This window comes from uncultured Microbulbifer sp. (assembly GCF_947489355.1).
Lineage (GTDB): Bacteria > Pseudomonadota > Gammaproteobacteria > Pseudomonadales > Cellvibrionaceae > Microbulbifer.
In genome coordinates this window covers 1-21,669 of sequence record NZ_CANLDD010000007.1, presented here as the reverse complement: position 1 = coordinate 21,669, position 21,669 = coordinate 1, and the positions used below count along the sequence as shown (strand labels likewise).

The window sequence follows — 21,669 nt, the reverse complement described above, 5'->3', positions numbered from 1 at the left end:
GCCTCACAGGGGCCAGATCCACAGCAGCATGGGAATACCGATTGCCACCACCAGTATCTCCAGTGGCAATCCCATCCGCCAGTAATCGCCGAAATCAAAACCACCCGGCCCCAGGATCAGGGTGTTGTTCTGGTGCCCCACCGGGGTGAGAAAAGCACAGGAAGCGCCAACGGCCACCGCCATCAGAAAGCTGTCCGGGTTCACCGACAGTTGTTCTGCAGTACTGAGGGCTATGGAACACATCATCGCTGCAGTAGCCACATTGTTCATAAAGTCCGACAACGTCATGGTAATAATCAGAATCAGCGCCAGCGCCAGCACCGCGCTGCCCTGGGCCAGATTATTCAGCAACACCTCAGCGATAAGGTCTGCCGCACCGGTGGACTCCATCACTTCTGCCACCGCGATCAGGGTCCCCAACAGAACGATCACCGAACCGTCCAGGGCTCCGTAGATATTGCGCAGAGGCACAACCTTGAGCGCCATAAAGGCCAGCACACAGGTGGCAAACGAGATGGCCGCGGGGATCAGTCCAAAAGCGGCACCAGCCACCGCCAGTGCCATGGCAATCAGCGCAATGGCGGCTTTCTCCTTGTTTGGGATGCTGATATCTCTCTGCGCCAGGGGGACACAGCTCTGCTCCCGGGCAAAGCTGATCAGGTTGTCTTCGGCTCCCATCATCAACAGTGCATCCCCCGCCAGCAGCGGCGTGGAGTGCAGCCTGCGCACGGAGCGGCGCCCCCGGCGTGACAATGCCAACAGGTGCATCTGATAGCGGGCGGGAAGGTGTAAAAACTGGATTGCGCGACCCACCAGGGGAGAGTCGGGCATCACAACCAGCTCGCACAGCTGCATCTCCTCATTGTGATAGGCGTATTTCCCCTTGCCCGCGTCTTTTTCCCGTACATTGCCCGCAGGTGGGCTCTCCTCTTGCAGCGGTTGTTTGTCCCCGCTCTCCCTTTCACTGTCCGACTCCCCCGTCATTTTCAGACCCAGGCTGGACAAACAGGTGGCGAGAGACCCGGGTTCCGCCTCTATCAGCAAAATATCCCCGCTCAGTACCCGGTGCCAGGGGGCTGCCGGCGAGATACGCGCATCGTTGTGTACGACGCCCACTACCTGGGCATCCTCGGCACCGAGCATCCTGCCAATCTCACCCAGGGTCCTGCCGGCGGCGGCACTCTTCTTTCCCACCAGTGCCTCGGTCAGGTAGGTACCGGTATCAAAGCTGGCTGCACCGGTCTGGCCACGCGCCGGCACCAGACGCCAACCAACCAGGCCGATAAATGCCACACCCACCAGAGCCACTACCAGTCCCACCGGGGTGAAATCAAACATACCGTAGCTGCCAGCGCCGGCATTCGCGCGAAAACCCGCTACCATCAGATTGGGTGGCGTGCCGATCAATGTGGTCATCCCGCCCAAAATGGTGGCAAATGACAGTGGCATCAATATTTTGCCCGGCGCCAGCTTTTGCTTTTCCGCCATTTCCGCGGCCACGGGCATCAACAGCGCCAATGCACCCACATTGCTCATAAATCCCGACAGAAATGCGCCGAGACTCGTGAGCAATACCATCGCCACAGTGGTGTTACCACTCCTTGGCACCACCCGTTGTGCCAGAGCATCCATGGCCCCGGTATTTTGCAGGCCGCGGCTTAAAATCAGTGCGCAGGCGACGGTGACTACAGCGGGGTGGCCAAAACCGCTGAAGGCTTTTTGCGGGGGAATCAGGCCGGTAAACACACAGGCCAACAGCGCTGCCAGTGCCACCATATCGTGCCGCCAGGGACCACGAATAAACAGTACAACGGTCACCGCGAGGATGCTGAGGATCAACAACTGGTCAAGCGTCATGGATTGGGATGTCCTGCGAACGGCAGCCGGATAATATCCCCCGGTAACCATTTCAGAGTACACTGGAAAAAAACCCAAGGAGAGCAGTTTTACGCCAGAACAATTGGTATTGCGGTAAGCACGCCTCAAAGGCTATCGGCACTTGCAATGGTCTCTTCAGGGCGCTGCCCGAGGCCAGAAGGTCTTCAGCGCTTCTTTAATCCCCGGGGCAGGACACTTACTACCGGGTCGGTTGGAAAGAATACCCCTCTCCCAGGACGCACTGTGAAGACATCCCTGTAGGCTCGTAATCGGCATCCATATCTCATACGATCCTGGCAGTGGGGTATTCTTCCCTCCAGCCTTGCTAGTTTGTGACCGGTCACAAGCGCTCTCCAGCACCGGGCCACAAAAGCGGGGGAAATCATCGAATAGCCCCGGTGATGGCCCTGCAAGCAAAGCCATATTGCGTGACCTGTTCGATTGTCCGGTTGATAATAGCGCTCCGAGCAGGCCCCGATGCGGGGGTCTGTGTTTCGTTCACCCAGCAGACTCATCGGGAGAACCCTTTTGCGGCAAAACACCGCGCACTACGCATGCCTTTTCCTCAATGATGTTCCATTACTCGATGTCCGCACGTCGGTGGAATTCTCGCACGGTGCCTTCCCCTGCGCGGAAAACCACCCCCTGCTGAACGACCACCAACGCGAGCTGATCGGCACCGAGTACAGCCTGAACGGGCAGCAGGCCGCCATCAACCTGGGCTGGCAACTGGCCACCAGGGAGGTGGTACAGGCGCGTCTGGCCAACTGGAGCGATTTTGTGCAGCGGCACCCCCAGGGCTATCTGTACTGTTTTCGCGGTGGACTGCGCTCGCGCACCACTCAGACTCTGTTGCGCGCAGAGGGTATCCGCTACCCATTGGTAGAAGGCGGCTATAAGGCCATGCGTAACTACCTGCTTGCTGAGCTTGAGAAACAGAGTAAGCGGCTGCCCTTTGTCGTTATCTCCGGTCACACCGGCAGTGGCAAGACCGAGCTGATCCAAAGTGCCGGCCGCGCTCTGGACCTGGAAGGCATTGCCCGACATCGCGGTTCCAGCTTTGGTCACACCGGACACAAACAGCCGGCACAGATCGATTTTGAAAACCGGATCAGCATCGATTTGCTCAAACTGGCACAAAATCCCGGAGCGGTATTTATAGAGGACGAAAGCCGCCTGATCGGATGCTGCGCCCTGCCACCGGTGTTACAAAACGCTATGAAAGCAGCGCCATGGGTATTGGTGGAGGAGCCGCTGGAAAACCGTGCTAAACGGATTGTGCGTGACTATGTTCAAAAAGCAGTGCCGCACATTGGTGACATGGAGACCTCTGCCGCCGCGGCCCTGGGAGAGGCATTGCGCAGCAGTCTCGGCAAAATCCGCAAGCGCCTGGGCGGGCTTCGTTATCAGCAACTGGATGCGCAGCTGGCCGAGGCCAACTGCGCGCTTGCACAGAGCGGTAGCAGCGCGGCCTATGTTCCATTGGTCATGGCACTGCTAAAAGAGTACTACGACGGCCAATACGACTACCTGATGAAAAAGCGCGAAAGCGCACCTCTGTTTCGTGGCACGCTCGCGGAAGTGAACGCCTGGTTGGCAAATACAGGGGCCTCTTTACGCGTATAAGGCTTCAGATTGCTCCGCTCAAAAGCGTATACTGGCAGGGATATTCCCAAAAAAGAACGGCTTTAAGCTCTGTGTGACAACCGGTTTAACCTAAAGCGCCGCAGTAATATCCGATCCCGCAAGCTGCTAGGCAGCCAGCGCGCCATCCAGGGTAGCAGACGGCTTCTGTTACCGATGCGTACCAGTGCGCGCGGGCGTTTGCGCAGCAGCTCACGCACCAGCCTGCGCGCTAGGGCGCTGGCCAAAGTTGCGTTCTGTTGTGATTCCTGGGCGCGGGCCCGCACCGTTTCCTCCTCGCGCTTATACAGCGAATCCGGAAGCAGCAGGCCGCGCAGTGATACTTCAGCATGGCGGCCAAACTCCGAGACAATGGCCCCCGGTTGCACCGTCATGACGTGGATACCAAAGGGTTTCAGCTCGAGGCGAAGCACTTCTGTGAGCGAGTGCAGAGCTGCCTTTGAGGCACAGTAGGCACCGGAAAACGGGGTTGCCAAAATCCCGGAAACCGAGCCGATATTGCACACAATGCCACCGCGCCCGGTGCGCATCAGCGGCACACAGGCACGCGCCAGCGCGAGCGGTGCAAAGACGTTGGTGCGAAACTGATTTTCCAGGGCGCGGGTATCCAGTTCGAGCAAAGGGCCCATCTGGCCGTAGCCGGCGTTGTTAATCAGTATATCCAGGCGTCCGTAGGCCGTCTTGAGCGCGTAAACCACACGGTTGATATCCGCCTGGGAGTTTACATTCAAAGCCTCGGTAGCGATGCCCATATCCGCAAGCTCCTGCAGACTCTCCGGCCGCCGCGCAGTGGCAATCACAATTGTGCCGCGGCGGTGCAGCGCCAGGGCGAGTTCGCGTCCGATACCACTGGAGCAACCGGTAATCAGGGCGACCCTGTCCGGGACCACGTAGCCGCGCCCGATTTGCGCGAGGCTCTCCGCGGCAAAACACTGGTCGGAAGTGCGAAAGCTGGATACTGGCGGTTTGTTCAAGGGGTTGCTCCATTTACTGGTCCGACACCTCCGGATGTGTCCGCGGCTGCTCAATCAACCCAAAAATATTGCCGAAGGGATCGAGAAAACTCGCCATCAGCACGCCCTTACCGACATCCACCACATCGCTGTGCTGTCGCGCGCCCATGGCTCCGAGAAGCTCAACCTGCGCAGCTATATCCAAAACTGCCCAGTAGGCGATAACGCCATCCGCGCGACTGATTGCGCTGCGCGCATCCGGGTTCAGGCCCAACTCACAATCACCCACACGAAAACCCACATAGCCATTGCTATCAACAGCGGGTTGCTGCCCCAACAGTTGCGAATACCAGGCCCTGGCCTCGGCAATATCCGCAACGCCATAGATCACTGTGTGCAGGCCGAGAATCTGCCCCATCTGAGACCCCTATCAAGTGGTTTTTATCCAGCGGTGGGGCGCTCTGGCACAACTTACTGCATTACTGCAGCGCCTGCTCCAGCTGCTCAAGCAAGTCGAGTGGTTCCAGCTCCACCCCCTCCAGTTCGGCGTTCCAATTCAGGCCCACCAACAACACATCCTCATGCATTCCGGTGAGCCAGTCGTCGATAAATTCCTCCAGGTCAATGGCGACTACCTCATAGTCGACCCAGTCGTCCGCACAGTGCACCTCGGCAAAAACCCGCTGCGACCAAAAGGGGATTACTCCGGTCTGTGGGCGTTTCATCGACTCGCAGAGCGCAAACCCCTCTCCCCCCTGCAGTGCCCAGACACAGCCCTGATCGGTGGCCTCAGGCAAAAAACGCGCGCAGTTATCGTCAAAATTATCGCTTAAGGGTTCGCTTTGCATAGCATCTTCGCTTCGTGGACCTGCCTGCAGTCTACGTGAATTTTGCGGGGGGCCAAAGCGCGATCGGGCAGTGGTTCTGTAGAATTTTCCACTGCCAACAATGGCGGTGCCTATACCGTGAGACGGTGACCATTGTCGCGCAACCAGCGGCGCAACACCTTGAAGCGCGGACACACGCTCTGCACCAGTTGCCAGAAAGCGCGACTGTGGTTGTGGTGGCGCAAGTGACACACTTCGTGAGCCACCAGATAGTCCACTACTGGCTCCGGTGCCAGGCACACCAGCCAGTTGTATTGCAGTTCGCCGCGGGTACTGCAATGCCCCCACTTGCTTCTGGTGCGGCGCACTCGCACCGAGGAAAACTGTAATGTTAATTGATCTGCCAGATACCGGGACTTGCCCGTCAACAGGGCCAGCGCCTCCCGCTGGTACAGGCGCTGCAGGGCAGCCTGAAGTTGATCCGGGTCTGGCAAACGCTTGCGGGTGTAAAGGCGGATGGATTCCGCTCCGATACCGGCATTTTGGGCATTCGCGGCCCGCTCGAGAGGCAAGGACCTGCCCAGCCAGGGAAAGCACCCGCCAAAAGCGTAAGTATATTCAGGTACCTGAGCCGCGCGCTGATTGGCGGCGAGCAACTGGGCGCGCACCCACTGGATATTATCCTGCAGGAACTGGTGCCCATGGCGCGCGGCGCAGCGCTCAGGAATGCGTACCTCGATACTGGACTGCGCCAGCACCAGTCCCAGTCGTTTGCGTCGCGGGGAACGCACCAGGCGGTAGGGAATATCCTCAAACAAAAATTCTTTTGTCCCGGTCACCACTGCCACTCCTGCAGGACTTCGCCGGGTCTAGCGATCGCCACGGGCTACCACGGCTATAGTGAGACGCGAAATACAGCTTAGCTTGCCATTGGGCGCATGAATCAGGATTTCCCAGACCTGGCTGGTACGCCCCAAATGCACGGGGCTTGCACGGCCGGTCACCTCCCCGTCCGGCACCGGGCGCAGATGGTTGGCATTAATTTCCTGGCCGACGCAGTAAAACTGCTCCGTATCTACAATCAGATTGGCCCCCACGGAACCCAGGGTTTCTGCCAGCACGACACTGGCGCCACCGTGCAAAATGCCAAACGGCTGGCGCGTACGGTGATCCACCGGCAGCCTGCCCTCAAGATAGTCATCACCGATTTCTGTGACATGTATGCCGAGGTATCCGGGCATACAGGATGCAATACCCTGGTTTAACACTTCCAGTGTGGGTTTACTCTGCCAAATTGCCATCGAAATAACGCTCTCCAAAATTGTTGACCGCGTACAAAACCCGGCTGGACACTGCCGTGATTCGACACCCCGTCTACCCTCGGCATTTACCAGTAAAAAAGTCCGGATGAAAAGAAAACGGGGGGATAAAAACCGGGTGTGACATCACCGGGTCCGAAAAGTCCGTAGCGGTGCAATTCCATATCCAGTGAACGCAACGCCCATGACAACCGGCTGCGCTGAAAATACAGGGCACGCCGCTGCCTGTCGCTGTCCGCCCTATCCAGGGCACGGTGTACCAGGTGCAGCTCCCGCACCAGCGCATCTCGGCGCCAGTGCAGCTTGCGATGCCGCTGCTCTACACGATACTCAGCGAGTCCGCGCTGGTAATTGTCCAGAAACAGGTCGGCGGTGGGCCCGATACACACACCCGCATACTGATGGCCCCGGCGCCCCTGATAAAAACCGTTCTCCGCAGTACAGAACCGCTCCACCCCCTCCTCGTGCCCGCGCAACCAGGCCTCGCTGTCCGCGTGTACCCCATAGTTCTGGCATTCTCGTGCGATCTCGTACACCAGCGACTGGGTACGCCCCCGGGCCCCGTCCTGTAAGCCGCGCTCATACCAGAGCCCGGCGTGGCAGGCCTCTTCGGAAACCACTGCACAGCCACTAACGACACAGGTGATAAACAGCAGGGATACACGCAATTTTGCAGACATGGCGCCGACCTCCGTCGGTGATTATTGTTCTCCCATTGCAGCCAATCAGCCGAAGCGTTTGTCGGCAACAAACGGGTTGGTCCGGCGCTCCTGCCCAAAGGTGGACATGGGGCCATGGCCGGGCACAAAGCGCACTTCGTCCCCCAAGGGCCAGAGGCGCTCGGTAATCGAGCGAATCAGGGTGTCGTGGTCACCCTGAGGAAAATCGGTGCGCCCAATGGAACCGGCAAACAACACATCACCGACCAGGGCCAGCTGACTGGAGCGGTGGAAAAATACTACATGGCCGGGAGTGTGGCCGGGGCAGTGCAACACTTCCAACTGCTGGTCGCCGACCTGCACTGTATCGCCCTGCGCCAGCCAGCGATCCGGGGTGAACACCTCCACCGGGGGAAAACCGAACATTTGCGCTTGTACCGGTAGCTGCTCAATCCAGAACTGGTCCCCCCTGTGCGGCCCCTCAATGGGAAGCTGAAGTTGCCTGGACAGGGCCGCTGTGCCGCCCACATGGTCCAGGTGACCGTGGGTCAAGAGAATTTTCTCCAAGCTCAGACCGTGCTTGTGCACGAAGGTGCGGATCTTGTCGAGGTCGCCACCGGGGTCCACCACCGCAGCGCGCTTGCTGTTCTCACACCAGAGCAGTGTACAGTTCTGCTGGAAGGGGGTAACCGGAATCGAGTGAAATTGCAGCGACATAGACAAAACCCAACCTTTTTGGGGGCTGTTACAGGTGTCCCGAATTATACCGCGAGTGCCTCGCGAGATCGCTCCGTATGTACCGAAGCCCCCTGATTCCCACTTTTGAGCAGTGCGCGCAGATCCCCGATCAACTCTTCCTGCACCCGCTCGCTACACCAGTAATCCTCTGGCGGCAGTACTTGGGGGCCCGCCCCGCTGGCACGGTGATCACTGAGCGGGTTCGTCTCATAATCCCGGTACACCGCCTGCTTGTAGGTGGGGCTAAGGGGTTTCAGGGGCCAGCCAAACAGGTCGTCCGGGTGGTAGAAATTTTTCCAGCGAAAAAGGTAGCCGCGGGAATTTGACGTCACTGCCTGAATCTGCTCGCGCGCTTTGCCCGAACACCACAGGGGATTGGTAGCCCCCAAGGTGTACCAGTGACTGAGTGTCTTCAGGCGTAAAAAGCGCTCGCGGGAAGAGCCTCTGCGCACACCGCTGGGGGCCCCATCGCGCCAGATACCATGGTTCACACTGGACCGTTGGGCATCCCACAAGTAGTTGGAGAGGGTGATACATCCCACCGAGTGGCTCAACAGTACCACCGGGGCCCTGTCTCCGGCGATGGCGGCAGCCCGCTGCAGTGCGGCATAAATCGCGCTCTGGCCCCGCTCGTAAATGCCATCGCGCTGCTGGATATCTTCCAGCTGTGCCGTGCTCTGGGCCATGCCATAGAGCAGAAACTTGCGTGCACGCAGACCGTCCAAATCGCGCTTTTGCATACTCTCGAACACCCGCTCGATATTGTTGTGAATCGCCTCCACACCAGGCAGTGAGTCGCAGTGCAGGCGCAGCCAGTCATCACCGAGCGCACTCTGGAGCGCGGAGAAAAGCGGCTTTGCAAAGTCCCTGCGGACAGCCCCCATACCGGCGGCGGCCAGGACAACAATTTCGGCCATTTTTGCCTCTTTTTATTATTGTTATTGACGTGGTGTCAAAACCACCTTGCGCCCTTACCCCACGATCCAATCGGGATCCGCCCCATACGCTTTGTTACGTGTGTATCAGCGGCAGTGCCCAAAGGCAATCCATGGGGTCCGTTTACTCGCAGGGCTGTGGCGGCGGAGGTCGGTGCCTCCTGCAGCCGCGAGCCAGGGGTCCGTGTGACTGATCCGATCCCACGGGTAATATACTGCCCAAAGCAAAGCCCACGCCACCCTTATTCGAACTGAGTTCGCCAATCCCATGGAATTCTTGCGTTTATTTCAACGCTGTCACAATAGCGCTCTACTGGTGCATAATACCCCTGTATAAAAATCAGACATTCTCAACAATCCTGCCTGCAGCGATGTTATTAACCTCCAAGTACAGCCTGCCGGACTGCCCCGAGCACACCCTGGCCCGCCCGCGCCTGCTGTCGTTACTCAAGGGCTGCCACAGCGACCAGCTGCTGCTGGTAACCGCGCCTGCAGGCTATGGCAAGACCACCCTGATCACTGCCTGGGCCTCGACCCAGGACAACCCGGTAGCCTGGTACGCCCTGGATACCAGCGACAATGCACCGAACCAGTTCTGCCGCTACCTGGTGGAGAGTGTGCACCGCGCCACCGGCAATGGCGTACCCCGGACCCACCGCCTACTACAGGCCCCCCAGTGCCCGGACCCGGCTGCCATTGTCAGTCACCTGCTCGCGGAACTGCGCGGCCTCCCCAGCGAGCTGCGTATTGTGCTGGACGACTATCACCAGATCGACAACCAGGCGATACACGACACAACCCGGTTTTTACTGCGCCACGCTCCCGCCGGCGTTGGCATAGTGCTCGCCAGTCGCAGCCAACCGCCCCTGGGTCTCGCCACTCTGCGCGTGCAGGGGCGGTTACTGGAGTTGGGCAGCAATGAACTGGCCCTCAACACTGAGGAGATTGCGCGCCTGCTGGAGCAGCGCCTGCCGTTTACGCTCGAGGCCGACTGCGCTGCCCAATTGCACCAACTGAGCGAAGGCTGGCCACCGGCGGTACAGCTGTTCACCCTTTCGGTGCGCAACCGCGCCGAAGTGGAGCGCTACCTGGGGGAGCTGGAACGGGGCCACAGCCATATCCTCGACTACCTCGCCGAGGAGGTGCTGGAGCGCCTGGAGCCACGGATGCGCGACCTGCTCGCCCGCACCTCGATTCTCACCCGCGTCAATGCCCGCTTGGCAGAGCGCCTGAGCGGCCGCGCTGACGGCCAGCAACTGCTGGAGGCGGCAGCACAGCGCGGCCTATTCCTGCAGGCCCAGGATTCCAGCCGCCAATGGTTTCGCTTTCATCCGGTATTCGCGCGCTTTTTACAGCGCCAGCTCAGCGACCGCGACCTGCTGCTGCAGCTGCACAGTACCGCCTGTGACACCTGGCAGGCGCTGGGCCAACCGGTGGAGGCCCTGCGCCACGCCCTCGCCGGCGAGCACCGGGAGCGGCTGCTCCAGCTACTCGGCGCGCAAGGTGAGCAGCTGCTGCGCAGTGGCCAGTCCCCGCTCCTGCGCGAGTGCCTGGAATGGCTGGGGACCGGGGTGCTTGAACAGAACGCCCGCTTCACCCTGCTCTCTGCGAAAATGGCGTGGGAAAACTTTGAATACGACTTGTGCGAAAAGAAACTGGCCGCCGCAGAGAGCCGGCTGCAGCGTCAGGACCCGCAGCAGTGGCACCAGTACGAAGGCGCTTTTGCCACCATGCGCGCCCAGGTTGCCATTGCCCGGGGTCAGACACTGCAAGCCAAGGAGTACGCCGAGGCAGCCCTGGCGCTGCTGCATCGTGAGCAATCCGGTGAACGCATCTCGGCATTGCTGGTTACCGGCGAAACCAGCTTTTGCCTGGGCGCCCTGGATCAGGCCAACACCCATATGCAGGAAGTCGAGGCCCTTGCCATCGCCGAGCGGGATATCCCCAGTGCCGCTTGGGCCATCTGTCAGCAAGCCGAGATCGCTTTCGCCCAGGGGCTGTTGAACAAGGCTGCTTCCCTGCAGAAGAAGGTGCATCACCTGGTGCAGAAAAATCACTTGTCCACCCTGCCCATCTCCGAGTTTGTCTGCCGCCTGCGCGGCCAGCTGCAGTGGGAGCGCGGCGACCTGGAAGGGGCCGAGCAGTCCGCTCGTCGCGGTATGCAGATCAATCGTAAAGTGGGTGAGCACTGGCTGCTGCCGGAGTACACCCTATTGCTGAAAATCGCCCAGGCGCGCGGGGAGAAAGAGGAATCCCTGGAGTGGCTCGACCGCATTGAGGGCCTGCTCTCAGATGAGCGCTACCACCGGGACTGGATAGCCAACGCCGATGCCACCCGCATCCGTACCTGGCGCGCCCTCGGCAACCAGCAGGCCATCGCCGCCTGGCTGGAGCAGGCGACACCGGTAGTGGACAAACCCTGCAACCATTTTGAACAGTGCCACGGACGCAATCATGTGCGCGCCCTGATCGAACTGCACTGCTGGTCCGATGCCTGCCGGCTTCTGGGCCGCCTGCAACAGGTGGCAGGCGCATGCGGGCTAACGACTGACCGCCTGCGCAACCGGGTACTGGAATCGCACCTCTTGTGGCTGCGCGGGCAACGTGGGGAAGCCGTGACAGCGATCACCGAAGCGCTGCAACTGGCGGCAGGACGGGACTTCCGCGCGAGCTTCCTGCAGATCGGCAAACCCTTGATCGTGATCCTCAAAACCGCTCTGGAAAGCGGTCTGGAGGAAGCGGAAACCGACCAGGCCCAGGCGTTGATTCGTCTAGCCCAGCAACAACCGGAACTGGATGGCGGGATTCGAATCGAGCTCGACGACACCATTATTCGCGAGATTCTTGCCAGCGATGCGGTGCCGGATTTTCTGCGCCACTCGCCACTGACACCGCGAGAGTGGCAGGTACTCAACGCCATTCACTCGGGCCTGTCCAATGAGCGTATCGCACGCCATTTCAAGGTGGCCCCCAGCACCATCAAGACCCATATTCGCAGCCTCTACCAGAAGCTGGATGTAAAAGACCGCCAGGAAGCCATCGCCCTGGCTGAGCGAATGCTGCGCTCGGTACAGGATCGCCTCTAGCCAAGGAAGCGGTTCCCCGCACAGCGAGGGGTCCGCCGCCATCCCCTCTCCCCCCTCCACGGGGAGGAGGAAGCCCACCACCCGCTCCCCCATACTCATGCCATCCTTATCAGGGTGGGCCTGTCCCACGCTTCGAATAATGAAACAAGGCAGTAATCGATGGCCGGCAACAGCACCGAATGGTGGCGCAACAGTGTTATTTACCAGATCTATCCACGCAGTTTTTGCGATGCCAATGGGGATGGTATCGGCGATATCCCGGGTATCACGCAAAAACTGGATTACGTGAAATCTCTCGGCGTGGATGCCATCTGGATCTCCCCCTTTTTTCAGTCACCCATGGTGGATTTTGGCTATGATGTGGCAAACTACCGCGATGTGGACCCGATCTTCGGCAGTCTGGAGGATTTTGACCAACTGATCGATGCGGCGCACCAGCGCGGCCTGAAAATCATTATCGACCAGATCCTGAGCCACACCTCAGACCAGCACCCCTGGTTCCAGGAGAGCTGTTCCAGCCGCGACAACCCCAGGGCCGACTGGTACGTATGGGCGGACCCGAAACCAGACGGCAACCCGCCCAATAACTGGGTCTCGGTTTTCGGCGGTGGTTCCTGGCACTGGTGCACCCGCCGCCGCCAATACTACCTGGCCAATTTTCTCAAAGAGCAACCTGATCTCAACGTGCACAACCGCGCAGTACAGGAGCAACTGCTGTCCGATATGCGATTCTGGCTGGATCGTGGTGTGGACGGATTCCGCCTCGACGCGGTGAATTTTATCTTCCACCAACAGGCCCTCGACGACAACCCGGCGCGCCCGCTCAAACTCGACGAGCAGGGGCTGCCGCCGGTTAATCACTACGATTACCAATGGCACATAAATGACAAGTCTCAACCGGAGAACCGGGTCTTCCTGCAACGCATACGCCAGTTGATGGATCAATACCCCGGAACCGTGACCATGGGCGAAGTGGGCGATGACAACACCCATAGGATCATGGCTGAATACACCACGCACAATCGCCTGAATATGGCCTATTCCTTCGATCTGCTGACCGAGGACTGCAGCGCCCAATTCCTGCGCGACACCCTGGAAAAAAACCGCGAGGTCATCGAAAAGGGCTGGCCCTGCTGGTCTGTTGGCAATCACGATGTACCCCGCTCCATGTCCCGCTGGAACCGGGGCCTGGACAGCGAACTGGCCCAGGCGCGGGCCCCGCTGTTCTTGCTGATGCAATTGACACTGCGCGGCAGTGTGTGCCTGTACCAGGGCGAAGAGCTGGGCCTGCCCGAAGCGGATATCGCCTTTGAAGACCTGGTTGACCCCTACGGCATCAACCTGTGGCCGGAATTCAAGGGGCGTGACGGATGCCGCACGCCAATGCCCTGGGTAGATGGGGGCGACCAATATGCCGGCTTTTCCACCCGCAAGCCCTGGCTGCCAATCCCCGACGAGCATCGCCTGCGCGCGACCAGTGAGCAGCAGGACAACCAGCACGCCATGCTCAACCAATTCCGCACCCTGATCCAGTGGCACCGCCAGTTGCCGCAAGCCCTGGCCACGGCAGAGCAGGAAGTGGTGCCTACGGACAACGACCTGCTGGTATTCGTGCGGCGCACGGCGCACACGGCGTACCTGGTTGCCCTGAACCTGGGCACAACCCCCGAGACCTTTATGCTGCCAGTGGCATTTGCCAGCGCCGAGGATATTACCCCCAGCCTGTTCAGCAGTGCCCGCAGTGCGGGTGTCCTGACCCTGATGCCCGCCGGGGCCTGTGTTCTGCGCGGGGAAACCGACACTGAAAGCCCCTAGGTCTTGCCCCGGCAGGCAATAGACAGTGGCGATCTTCAACCTCTATACAAGCGATACCGGGGTTCCCTGGTATTGCGTGTTTATTTTTCTCTGTCTCTGCAACGTCAGCTTATCCTCTCGACGTCTGCCCTCTCGCCGGCCCTGGGCCGGCTTTTTTTATTCCCGCAGTGCTTTCACACAACGGCCAGACAATTTCTCTTGCGGGTATCCGGATGGGCTTAGGCACAGATTTGTCGGCATTGTTTACAACATTCCGTCTGGCGCAAACTGCTAGATTTAAGCGTTGAAGCGGCGACGATCAACAGGACGGTCATTGCTGCCAGCCACCCATAGACCTAACCACCAGCGGGAATCTACACGTGCCTCAACCGGGCTCCGCCCACATCCACAGCAAAACCACTGCCGCTCTATCTGGCGGTGCCCAAGTGGATTTGCAGACTGCGGAACCCAGTGCCGTTTTCACCGCGCTCAACACCTCCCCCAAAGGACTGACGCAACCTGACGCAGAAGCGAGACTCCAGCGATTCGGGCCCAATACAATCCGGGAAAAAGAAAAAAGCGCCCTTTTAAAGCTACTGCGTTTTTTCTGGGGACCCATCCCCTGGATGATTGAGGCCGCCGCTGTGCTGTCTGCCCTGATCGGTCACTGGCCGGACTTCGCCATTATTGTGGGGCTCCTGCTCTACAATGCGGCGGTGGGCTTTTGGCAGGAATATAAAGCCTCCAGCGCCCTCGCCGCCCTCAAAGCCAACATGGCACCAGAGGCGGAGATCTTGCGCGATGGAGAGTACAAAACCCTGCCCGCTTCCGCCGTGGTGCCCGGCGATATTGTGCGTATCAAGCTGGGGCAGATCGTACCTGCCGATGTGCGTTTTATCGGCGGCAAGTCCATCAGTATTGATCAGGCCGCCCTCACCGGAGAGTCCTTGCCGGTCGACAAGACAGTGGGCGATATCGGCTATTCCAGCAGTATTGCCAAGCGTGGGGAAATGACCGCGGTTGCCATCGGCACCGGTGCAAGTACATTTTTTGGGCGCACCGCCAAGCTGGTCGCCAGTGCCGGCCGGGGCGTTTCCCATGCGCAAAAAGCCGTCACCCGTATCGGCGACTTCCTGATCGTATTGTGCCTGCTGCTGGCCCTGCTACTGGTGGGTACCCTGCTGTACCGGGATGTTGTGTTGGCGGCGGGCTGGCACTGGTCTGACCTTATCAATATCCTGCGCACGGTGTTGGTGCTATTGATCGCCTCCATTCCCGTGGCCATGCCCTCGGTGATTACCGTCACCAACGCCCTGGGCGCCCTGGCGCTGTCGCGCAAGAAAGCCATCGTCTCGCGCCTGGAATCCATTGAGGAACTGGCCGGGGTAGACATACTGTGCTCTGATAAAACCGGCACCCTGACAAAAAACCAACTGAGCCTGCACAGCCCCCAGTTATTTGCCGCAAAAGACGAGGCCTCCCTGATTCTCGCGGCTGCCATTGCCTCTGAAGCCGGTTCCACCGACCCGATAGACCGGGCCATTGTCGCCGGTCTTGTAGACAAGCGCCCGCTCAGCAACTACCGGTTGCAGGAATTCACCCCCTTCGACCCGGTAACCAAATACGCTCAAGCCCGCGTAACTGATCAAAACGGAAACAGCCTGTTCTTTTGCAAGGGCGCGCCCCAGGCCGTAATAACCCTGTGTAAGCTCAGTGGCGACAGGGCCGGAAAGGCCACGGCCTGTGTCCAGAAGCTCGCCTCCCGCGGCCTGCGCACGCTGGGTGTGGCAAGCAGTGACGATGGCGAACACTGGTCTTTCCTGGGCATTCTACCCTTGGAGGACCCACCCCGGGAGGACTCGAAGCAAACCATCAGCCGCGCCCGGGATCACGGCCTTCAGGTAAAAATGATCACTGGTGACGATGTTGCCATCGGCAAAGAAATCGCAGCGCAGGTGGGGATTGGTCAAAATATTTTTTCTGCCGGAGCCGTTTTTGCCCACACAAAAAATATGGATCACCTGCCGAAGCAAGTGGTCGACTGTGTGGAACACGCGGATGGTTTTGGCAGGGTATTCCCCGAACATAAATACGCCATTGTCAAAGCACTACAGGGGCGCGGTCACCAGGTGGCCATGACAGGAGACGGCGTCAATGACGCGCCCGCCCTAAAACAGGCCGACTGCGGCATTGCCGTCAGTGGTGCCACGGATGCGGCCCGTGCCGCCGCGGCCATTATCCTGACCGCCCCAGGCCTCTCTACAGTGATCGATGCCATCGACGAGGCCCGAAAAATTTTTGAACGCATTATCAACTATGTGCTTTTTCGTGTATCCATGACCCTGGATATTATGGTGGTTGTGGTTTTTGCCACAATACTCTTCGGCTTTCCCCCACTGACCCCGATAATGATCGTGCTGGTGGCCCTGCTGGATGATATTCCCATTATGACCATTGCCTACGACAACACCCTGCTGCCCAAAAACCCCGTGCACTGGAATATGCACCATTTATTGCTTGGCGCAACCATTATCGGCTTGTTTTCCATCGCACAAACCCTGGGGCTGTTATTGATCGGTATGGAGTGGTTGCAGAACAGTCACTGGCAGTCCTGGATACCGCTCAACAAAGCGCAAATCCAGACAATCCTTTTTCTGCAGATTGTTGCCGGTGGACATCTGCTGCTATTCATTGTTCGCTCCCGTGCCGCCTTTTTTTCGAAACCATTGCCCGCTGTAAAATTGCTTGTCGCCATTGTGGGTACCCAGGCCCTCACCGTACTGATGTGTGGCTTTGGCTGGCTGGTACCCGCAATCCCATGGGCAGTGATCGGACTGGTATGGCTCTATATGATTGTGTGGATGTTCGTTTTGGATCTGGTGAAAAAAGGGATTTACCGGCACCTCGGGGATATTTAGCCATCCGCCCCGTGCCTCTTATCCATACCGCTCATCAAAAGGGAAACGTTATGAACTGCTTTGAATCCTTTCGGGTAAAACCCGGCAGCAGGATTAAGTTGGATAAAATTGATCCCGGTTTTACAGACTGCTACAGTGACCGCGAAAAGGCCATGCCGGTCATCCAAAGGCTGGATGAGAAAATTCGCTCCCTGCAGTATCTCATGTATGCAGAGGGCAAACGCGCTCTGCTGATATGCCTTCAGGGGCGGGACGCTGCTGGCAAGGATGGCACCATCAACCATGTCCTGGGGGCCATGAATCCTCAGGGTTGTACGGTGACCAGTTTCAAGCAACCCTCGCAGGAGGAACTGGCCCATGACTTTCTGTGGCGCTGCCACAAAGTTGTTCCAGCCCGTGGACACATTGCCATTTTTAACCGCTCCCACTATGAGGATGTGCTTATTCAGAGGGTTCACGACATGGTGCCGGAAAGTATCTGGTCAAAGCGATACGGCCATATCAACCATTTTGAGAAACTTTTATCCGACCACCAGACCCTGATTCTAAAATTCTTTCTGCACATTGATGCCGATGAGCAGTTGAAACGATTTAAACAGCGTATCGATGACCCCACAAAGCAGTGGAAAATCAGTGAAAATGACTACACCGAAGCCGCTTATTGGGATAGCTACACGCGGGCTTTTGAGGATGCACTGAGTAAATGCAGCACACCCTATGCGCCCTGGTTTGTTATTCCTGCCAATCACAAATGGTTTCGCAACCTGGCCGTGGCCGCTATCGTTACCGAAGCTATGGAATCGCTCAACATGCGTTTTCCGAAACCCAAGGTGGATATCAAAGCAATCATAAAGAAATACCATGCACTGGATGCGCAGGATATAAAGGAGGGCCTGATTAAAGCCCCCCAAAAAAATCAATAGAACCCTGCCAGCACCCCAATGGATGGTGCTTGATACCACAGCCTTTGCCGTTAAGGATACAATCTAAAACTGCCTGCTTTACTCTTGAGGGGCTTGATTGGAAAATATTTTTCCAAATGCGTCATAAACCGCCAAGTGCAATGTATCTCCGTGATCGAGTTGCTTAAAATAGCCAAAGTGCACCGTCTCTGTTTTGTTATCCGGGTCTAACTTATCGTGCAACTCTCTGGCTAGCCGCTCCATCACCGCCCCCTCCTTGCCCACACCAACATAAATGGATTTGGCAGCACAACAGCCCGCAGGAATCAGCTCAAGCAGGGATTCACCATCCCACCACAGGCTGGGACTGACAATAATATAGTGATCAAACAGATTGGTATGCTTGACAAGGATCTCTGTGGCCAACAGGCCACCGAGCGACTGGCCAATCAGGGTTGTTTGTCCACTTACCCTGTAATTGCGTTCTACAAGGGGCTGCATCTCTTTCATCAGCGACGCTATAAACTTGCCTGAGCCACCAGAGGATGGAAACTCCTTTTTATCCCTGAGCACCTTAGAGGTGAAGGTAAAATCTCGTTTTCGGTCCACATTGCCAACACCGACGAGGATACTCTCCGGCAACATATTGATCCAGGAAAAAGAACCAAACTGTACCAAACCCGCTATATGTATGAAATCCTCTTCCATGGAGCCATCCAGGAGATAGATCACCGGATACCGTTTACTCTGGTCCTTGCGATAACCGGGCGGCAGATAGATATTTAAAGTGCGATCTTCATTCAATATTTTGGATGAGAAACGCAGTGCCTCCCCGATTGATAATGGAGAACGTTCAACCTCGCCTGCCCACACCGGTGAGCCAAGCGCCATAAAAAATATCAAAAGAAGCAGTTTTTGCATAATGGCACCCCTAATTCAGGTCAAAAAAACACCTGTTCAAAAGCACAAACTTCTACCGGTATCAAACCGCCTACCCGTAGGGTAGCCGGGGTGATGATTGGAAATTTCTAAACGTGTGCTCTTGTAACCGGCTTAAATTGTTGTAACCGACCAGCGCGCTTCTCCACTGAGAAATCACAGCTGGTCAGGCGAAACATTAATGAGTACTCGGATAGGCAAAGTGTATCGTGAATATCGCCCGGTAGAAAAGCACTGCAGTCTCCCGCTTTCATGGTATAGGCCCCGCGGCTGACAAGACCCTCCCCGTTGACCTGCTCCTTAAATTGGCCGTAGGTAGACATTTCCACCGCACCGTGTTGCAGGGCATAAAATACCCAGCCATCACCGTGGTTGTGCGGGTTGCGGTACAGGCCCTGCGTCTCTACATGGGCCAGTAGTATAAATCCCCGCTCCGGGTCCCGGTACAGCTCCGCCGTAGGTGCCTTTCTCTCGTGCAGCTCGGCCAGCCAGGATTCGGAACGTGAGCTGGCCGCCAGCCGTGCGAGTACGGCTCGACATTGGATAATGGTATCCGAATTCAAACCGGTCCAGGATTTACACAGACCTGCAATACCACTATCGAGGGCATTTTCTGACATCGTCTTTCTCCTGCTTTATCAACATTCAAACAGGCGATAGCGTCGGAGCCAGAACCCCTGGCCCCGCGACAACCCGGATACCACCCTCCGGTGCTACCAGGCTTCTACCGCCTCAGGAATAACAAGATACAACTTAAAGTTCACTTGAGGTCAATAGAATCGGTCCAGATTTTTTTGCCTGCTTGTGCAGCGGGAATTAACAGCCCCGGGCAGAACCTATAGCGGCCCAGAAAGGAATGATTGGCGATCGGGCGCTTATTATAAGAGAGGCAGGCACCACTGCGGGCAGACTCAACCAACCCTTTTTTTATTGCGCCCGAAAAGGATAACCACCGCCTGTGCAATCAGTGCAGTCACCAGTAATAGCAGTGTCAGATCATACACTTTATGCAGTCCGGCCACGACCAGATCTGTATCGGCAGTATGCATATAAGACAGTTGTGAAGCTCCGGCAAACACCACACTCATCAGGGAGGCACCGGTGAGCAGACCCAGGTTTCTCGACAGGTTTAGCAGGCCGGAAACACTCCCGCGTACTTCTTCAGCGGCACTGTTCATTGTGAACGTATTGTTTGAAGACAGGTAAGTGCCGTAACCGATTGCCATGGCGATTGAACAGGCCAGATAGCCCAGCACGCCCTCACTGGCATCCAGGCGTGCCATTCCCAATGCCCCCAGTGCCAGAAAACCGAGCCCCATAAGAACCACACTACGGGATTTGAATCGATCTACCAGGCGCCCCGCAATATTCGAACATATGGCCACGGCAAATGACCCCGCAGACATCACCAAACCGGCCTGAGAAAAGCTCAGACCCAGAGCCAGGGTCAAATAAAAAGGACCGACAACCAGAGAACTCATGACCGAGGCGCCAACAAGCCCATTGCTGGCCAGATTGGTGTAAAGCTCGTGACCACCCAAGCTGGGAGAAGGGGATGGTGCTCTGCGGGATAGTCGGCGCTTTGCGAATAACAGAGCCACCAGAGAAAGCACGGAGATCGCTATCGCGAGTATATTGACTACACCGTAGCTGTCATTCAGGGGTTTTATCGACAGGGTATAGAAAAAAATTGCAGAAAAAATACTAATGACCGACAGGATATTGAAGGGGCCCACAGTGGTTTTTCCAGGCTTGGTGCCTGCATCATCGGGCAGATATCTTTTTGCCAGCCAATAAATGGCAACCCCCAACGGCACCTTCACCAGAAACACCGCCTGCCAGTTGGCGATTTCCAGCAAAAAACCACCCAGTACAGGCCCCATGCCTGTGCCAACTGCCGATACACTGCCCAGCAGGCCTACCGCCATCCCCACCCGGGACTTGGAAAAAGTGTCACTGGCAATCGCCATGGAGACGGCGACAAACATCGCCGCTCCAATGCCTTGCAGGGCCCGAAAGAATACCAGCATCCAGATATGCGCCGATATCGCACAGAGGAACGTGGACAGGGTAAATATTACCATTCCATGGACAAAGATTGTCTTTCGCCCGATCCGGTCACTGGCCTGTCCGGCAATGGCCAGGGTTGCCGTAAGCAACATCACAAAGGCAATAATAATCCATTGGGCCCGGCCATAAGTCGTCCCAAAACTGGCTACCAGCTCCGGCAGAGCAATGTTGACACTGCTGACTGCCAGGGCATTGAGCAGCGTTGCCAGGCACAGTGCCGTGAGAATGCCTCCGGCGGATGGCGCCCTGGATATGGGGTCACTGGAGGTTTTGATCAACTTCTTGACAGCAAACATCAGTTGTAGATTCACCTTGCTATTGACTGTGGGGAAAACTAGGATACAACTTCAAGTCAACTTGAGGTCAATATCAATGGATGGTCCACAGGAAATGGATATCGGCGAGGTATCGAAACGCTCGGGACTGCCCGCCTCAACACTGCGTTATTATGAGGAAAAGGGCCTGATCAAGTCCATCCGCAGGCGTGGAATCACGAGGGTATTTCCGGCCAGTGTTGTAGAGCAACTCTCACTGATCTCCCTGGGCCGCTACGCCGGTTTTTCACTGGGCGAGTTGGCAGCCATGTTTACCTATAGCGACAAGCCCGATATCGACCGGGAACAACTGCTGAGCAAGGCGGACGTATTGGACAAGACCATACACCGCCTGCAAGCCATGCGCGACGGTCTCCGGCATGTGGCCAACTGCCCCGAGGAAAATCAGCTGGAGTGCCCCAATTTCCAGAACCTGATCAAGAAAGCCGCCAAGTTACAACACAAGGAAGAGCGCAAAGGCAAACTCGTAATACCAAGCAGGCGGCGATGAGAGTTTATAAGAGGTTCAATCTGTATAACCTGACCCTATCCATATTTTTAGGGTAGTGTTCAGAATTCTGTGTCATTTCTTTATCATTAGCAAAAAAGAGATGACCTATGACCAAACCTACTTTCGATATGGATGCTGCTGTCAAGGCGCTGCGTGAGGGCAAAGACCTCAGCGGCAAAGAT

18 protein-coding genes are annotated in these 21,669 nt (G+C 57.4%); 6 read left to right on the top strand and 12 right to left on the bottom strand.

From position 1 onward, the window contains the following. Positions 1 to 3: 3 nt before the first annotated feature. Positions 4 to 1,857 (bottom strand): SLC13 family permease, encoded by a 1,854-nt coding sequence (locus Q1A48_RS05035; RefSeq protein WP_299942068.1) that lies wholly within the window; start codon positions 1,855 to 1,857, stop codon positions 4 to 6. A 549-nt stretch (positions 1,858 to 2,406) separates the two neighbouring features. Here Q1A48_RS05035 and mnmH point away from each other — a divergent pair. Beyond that, positions 2,407 to 3,504, top strand: coding sequence for a tRNA 2-selenouridine(34) synthase MnmH (mnmH, locus tag Q1A48_RS05030; RefSeq protein WP_299942066.1), 1,098 nt, complete (start codon positions 2,407 to 2,409; stop codon positions 3,502 to 3,504). A gap of 62 nt (positions 3,505 to 3,566) precedes the next feature. On the opposite strand, the gene Q1A48_RS05025 is transcribed toward mnmH, so the two are convergent. From Q1A48_RS05025 to Q1A48_RS04990, 8 genes are all read right to left on the bottom strand, one after another. Continuing rightward, positions 3,567 to 4,496: an SDR family oxidoreductase gene (locus Q1A48_RS05025; RefSeq protein WP_299942064.1), complete on the bottom strand. Its 930-nt coding sequence runs from the start codon at positions 4,494 to 4,496 to the stop codon at positions 3,567 to 3,569. 13 nt (positions 4,497 to 4,509) lie between these two features. Further along, positions 4,510 to 4,893, bottom strand: a complete 384-nt coding sequence (locus tag Q1A48_RS05020; protein ID WP_299942062.1) for a VOC family protein — start codon at positions 4,891 to 4,893, stop codon at positions 4,510 to 4,512. A 61-nt stretch (positions 4,894 to 4,954) separates the two neighbouring features. Beyond that, positions 4,955 to 5,323 carry a DUF2750 domain-containing protein gene (locus tag Q1A48_RS05015; protein ID WP_299942060.1) on the bottom strand — a complete coding sequence of 123 codons (369 nt, stop codon included), beginning with the start codon at positions 5,321 to 5,323 and terminating at the stop codon, positions 4,955 to 4,957. 110 nt (positions 5,324 to 5,433) lie between these two features. Continuing rightward, the gene (locus tag Q1A48_RS05010; RefSeq protein WP_299942058.1) at positions 5,434 to 6,141 is read right to left on the bottom strand and encodes a SprT family zinc-dependent metalloprotease; all 708 of its coding nucleotides are present in this window, start codon (positions 6,139 to 6,141) and stop codon (positions 5,434 to 5,436) included. A gap of 30 nt (positions 6,142 to 6,171) precedes the next feature. Further along, entirely contained in the window at positions 6,172 to 6,603 is a 432-nt protein-coding gene (locus Q1A48_RS05005) for a hotdog fold thioesterase (RefSeq protein ID WP_299942056.1), read from the bottom strand. An 86-nt stretch (positions 6,604 to 6,689) separates the two neighbouring features. Then, complete coding sequence (locus tag Q1A48_RS05000; RefSeq protein ID WP_299942054.1) at positions 6,690 to 7,301, bottom strand: DUF2799 domain-containing protein; 612 nt, start codon at positions 7,299 to 7,301, stop codon at positions 6,690 to 6,692. A 45-nt stretch (positions 7,302 to 7,346) separates the two neighbouring features. Continuing rightward, the gene (locus tag Q1A48_RS04995) at positions 7,347 to 7,997 is read right to left on the bottom strand and encodes an MBL fold metallo-hydrolase (RefSeq protein WP_299942052.1); all 651 of its coding nucleotides are present in this window, start codon (positions 7,995 to 7,997) and stop codon (positions 7,347 to 7,349) included. A 44-nt stretch (positions 7,998 to 8,041) separates the two neighbouring features. Further along, the gene (locus Q1A48_RS04990) at positions 8,042 to 8,935 is read right to left on the bottom strand and encodes a hypothetical protein (RefSeq protein ID WP_299942050.1); all 894 of its coding nucleotides are present in this window, start codon (positions 8,933 to 8,935) and stop codon (positions 8,042 to 8,044) included. Between the two features lie 389 nt (positions 8,936 to 9,324). Between Q1A48_RS04990 and malT the strand changes: the two genes are divergently transcribed. From malT to Q1A48_RS04970, 4 genes are all read left to right on the top strand, one after another. Further along, on the top strand, positions 9,325 to 12,039 hold the full coding sequence (gene malT, locus Q1A48_RS04985; protein ID WP_299942048.1) for an HTH-type transcriptional regulator MalT: 2,715 nt from the start codon (positions 9,325 to 9,327) through the stop codon (positions 12,037 to 12,039). Between the two features lie 159 nt (positions 12,040 to 12,198). Then, positions 12,199 to 13,854 (top strand): alpha-amylase family glycosyl hydrolase, encoded by a 1,656-nt coding sequence (locus tag Q1A48_RS04980; protein ID WP_299942045.1) that lies wholly within the window; start codon positions 12,199 to 12,201, stop codon positions 13,852 to 13,854. 359 nt (positions 13,855 to 14,213) lie between these two features. Then, the gene (locus tag Q1A48_RS04975) at positions 14,214 to 16,751 is read left to right on the top strand and encodes a plasma-membrane proton-efflux P-type ATPase (protein ID WP_299942043.1); all 2,538 of its coding nucleotides are present in this window, start codon (positions 14,214 to 14,216) and stop codon (positions 16,749 to 16,751) included. Positions 16,752 to 16,801: 50 nt separating this feature from the next. Beyond that, on the top strand, positions 16,802 to 17,674 hold the full coding sequence (locus tag Q1A48_RS04970) for a polyphosphate kinase 2 family protein (protein WP_299942041.1): 873 nt from the start codon (positions 16,802 to 16,804) through the stop codon (positions 17,672 to 17,674). 78 nt (positions 17,675 to 17,752) lie between these two features. Here Q1A48_RS04970 and Q1A48_RS04965 read toward each other — a convergent pair whose 3' ends face one another. The 3 genes from Q1A48_RS04965 to Q1A48_RS04955 all read right to left on the bottom strand — a co-directional run bounded on the left by Q1A48_RS04965 (position 17,753) and on the right by Q1A48_RS04955 (position 20,958). Further along, on the bottom strand, positions 17,753 to 18,574 hold the full coding sequence (locus tag Q1A48_RS04965) for an alpha/beta hydrolase-fold protein (RefSeq protein WP_299942039.1): 822 nt from the start codon (positions 18,572 to 18,574) through the stop codon (positions 17,753 to 17,755). 107 nt (positions 18,575 to 18,681) lie between these two features. Continuing rightward, the gene (locus Q1A48_RS04960; RefSeq protein ID WP_299942037.1) at positions 18,682 to 19,212 is read right to left on the bottom strand and encodes a hypothetical protein; all 531 of its coding nucleotides are present in this window, start codon (positions 19,210 to 19,212) and stop codon (positions 18,682 to 18,684) included. 291 nt (positions 19,213 to 19,503) lie between these two features. Next, entirely contained in the window at positions 19,504 to 20,958 is a 1,455-nt protein-coding gene (locus Q1A48_RS04955) for an MFS transporter (RefSeq protein WP_299942035.1), read from the bottom strand. A 76-nt stretch (positions 20,959 to 21,034) separates the two neighbouring features. Between Q1A48_RS04955 and Q1A48_RS04950 the strand changes: the two genes are divergently transcribed. Further along, positions 21,035 to 21,487: a helix-turn-helix domain-containing protein gene (locus Q1A48_RS04950; protein WP_366523377.1), complete on the top strand. Its 453-nt coding sequence runs from the start codon at positions 21,035 to 21,037 to the stop codon at positions 21,485 to 21,487. The last annotated feature ends 182 nt before the right edge of the window (positions 21,488 to 21,669 follow it).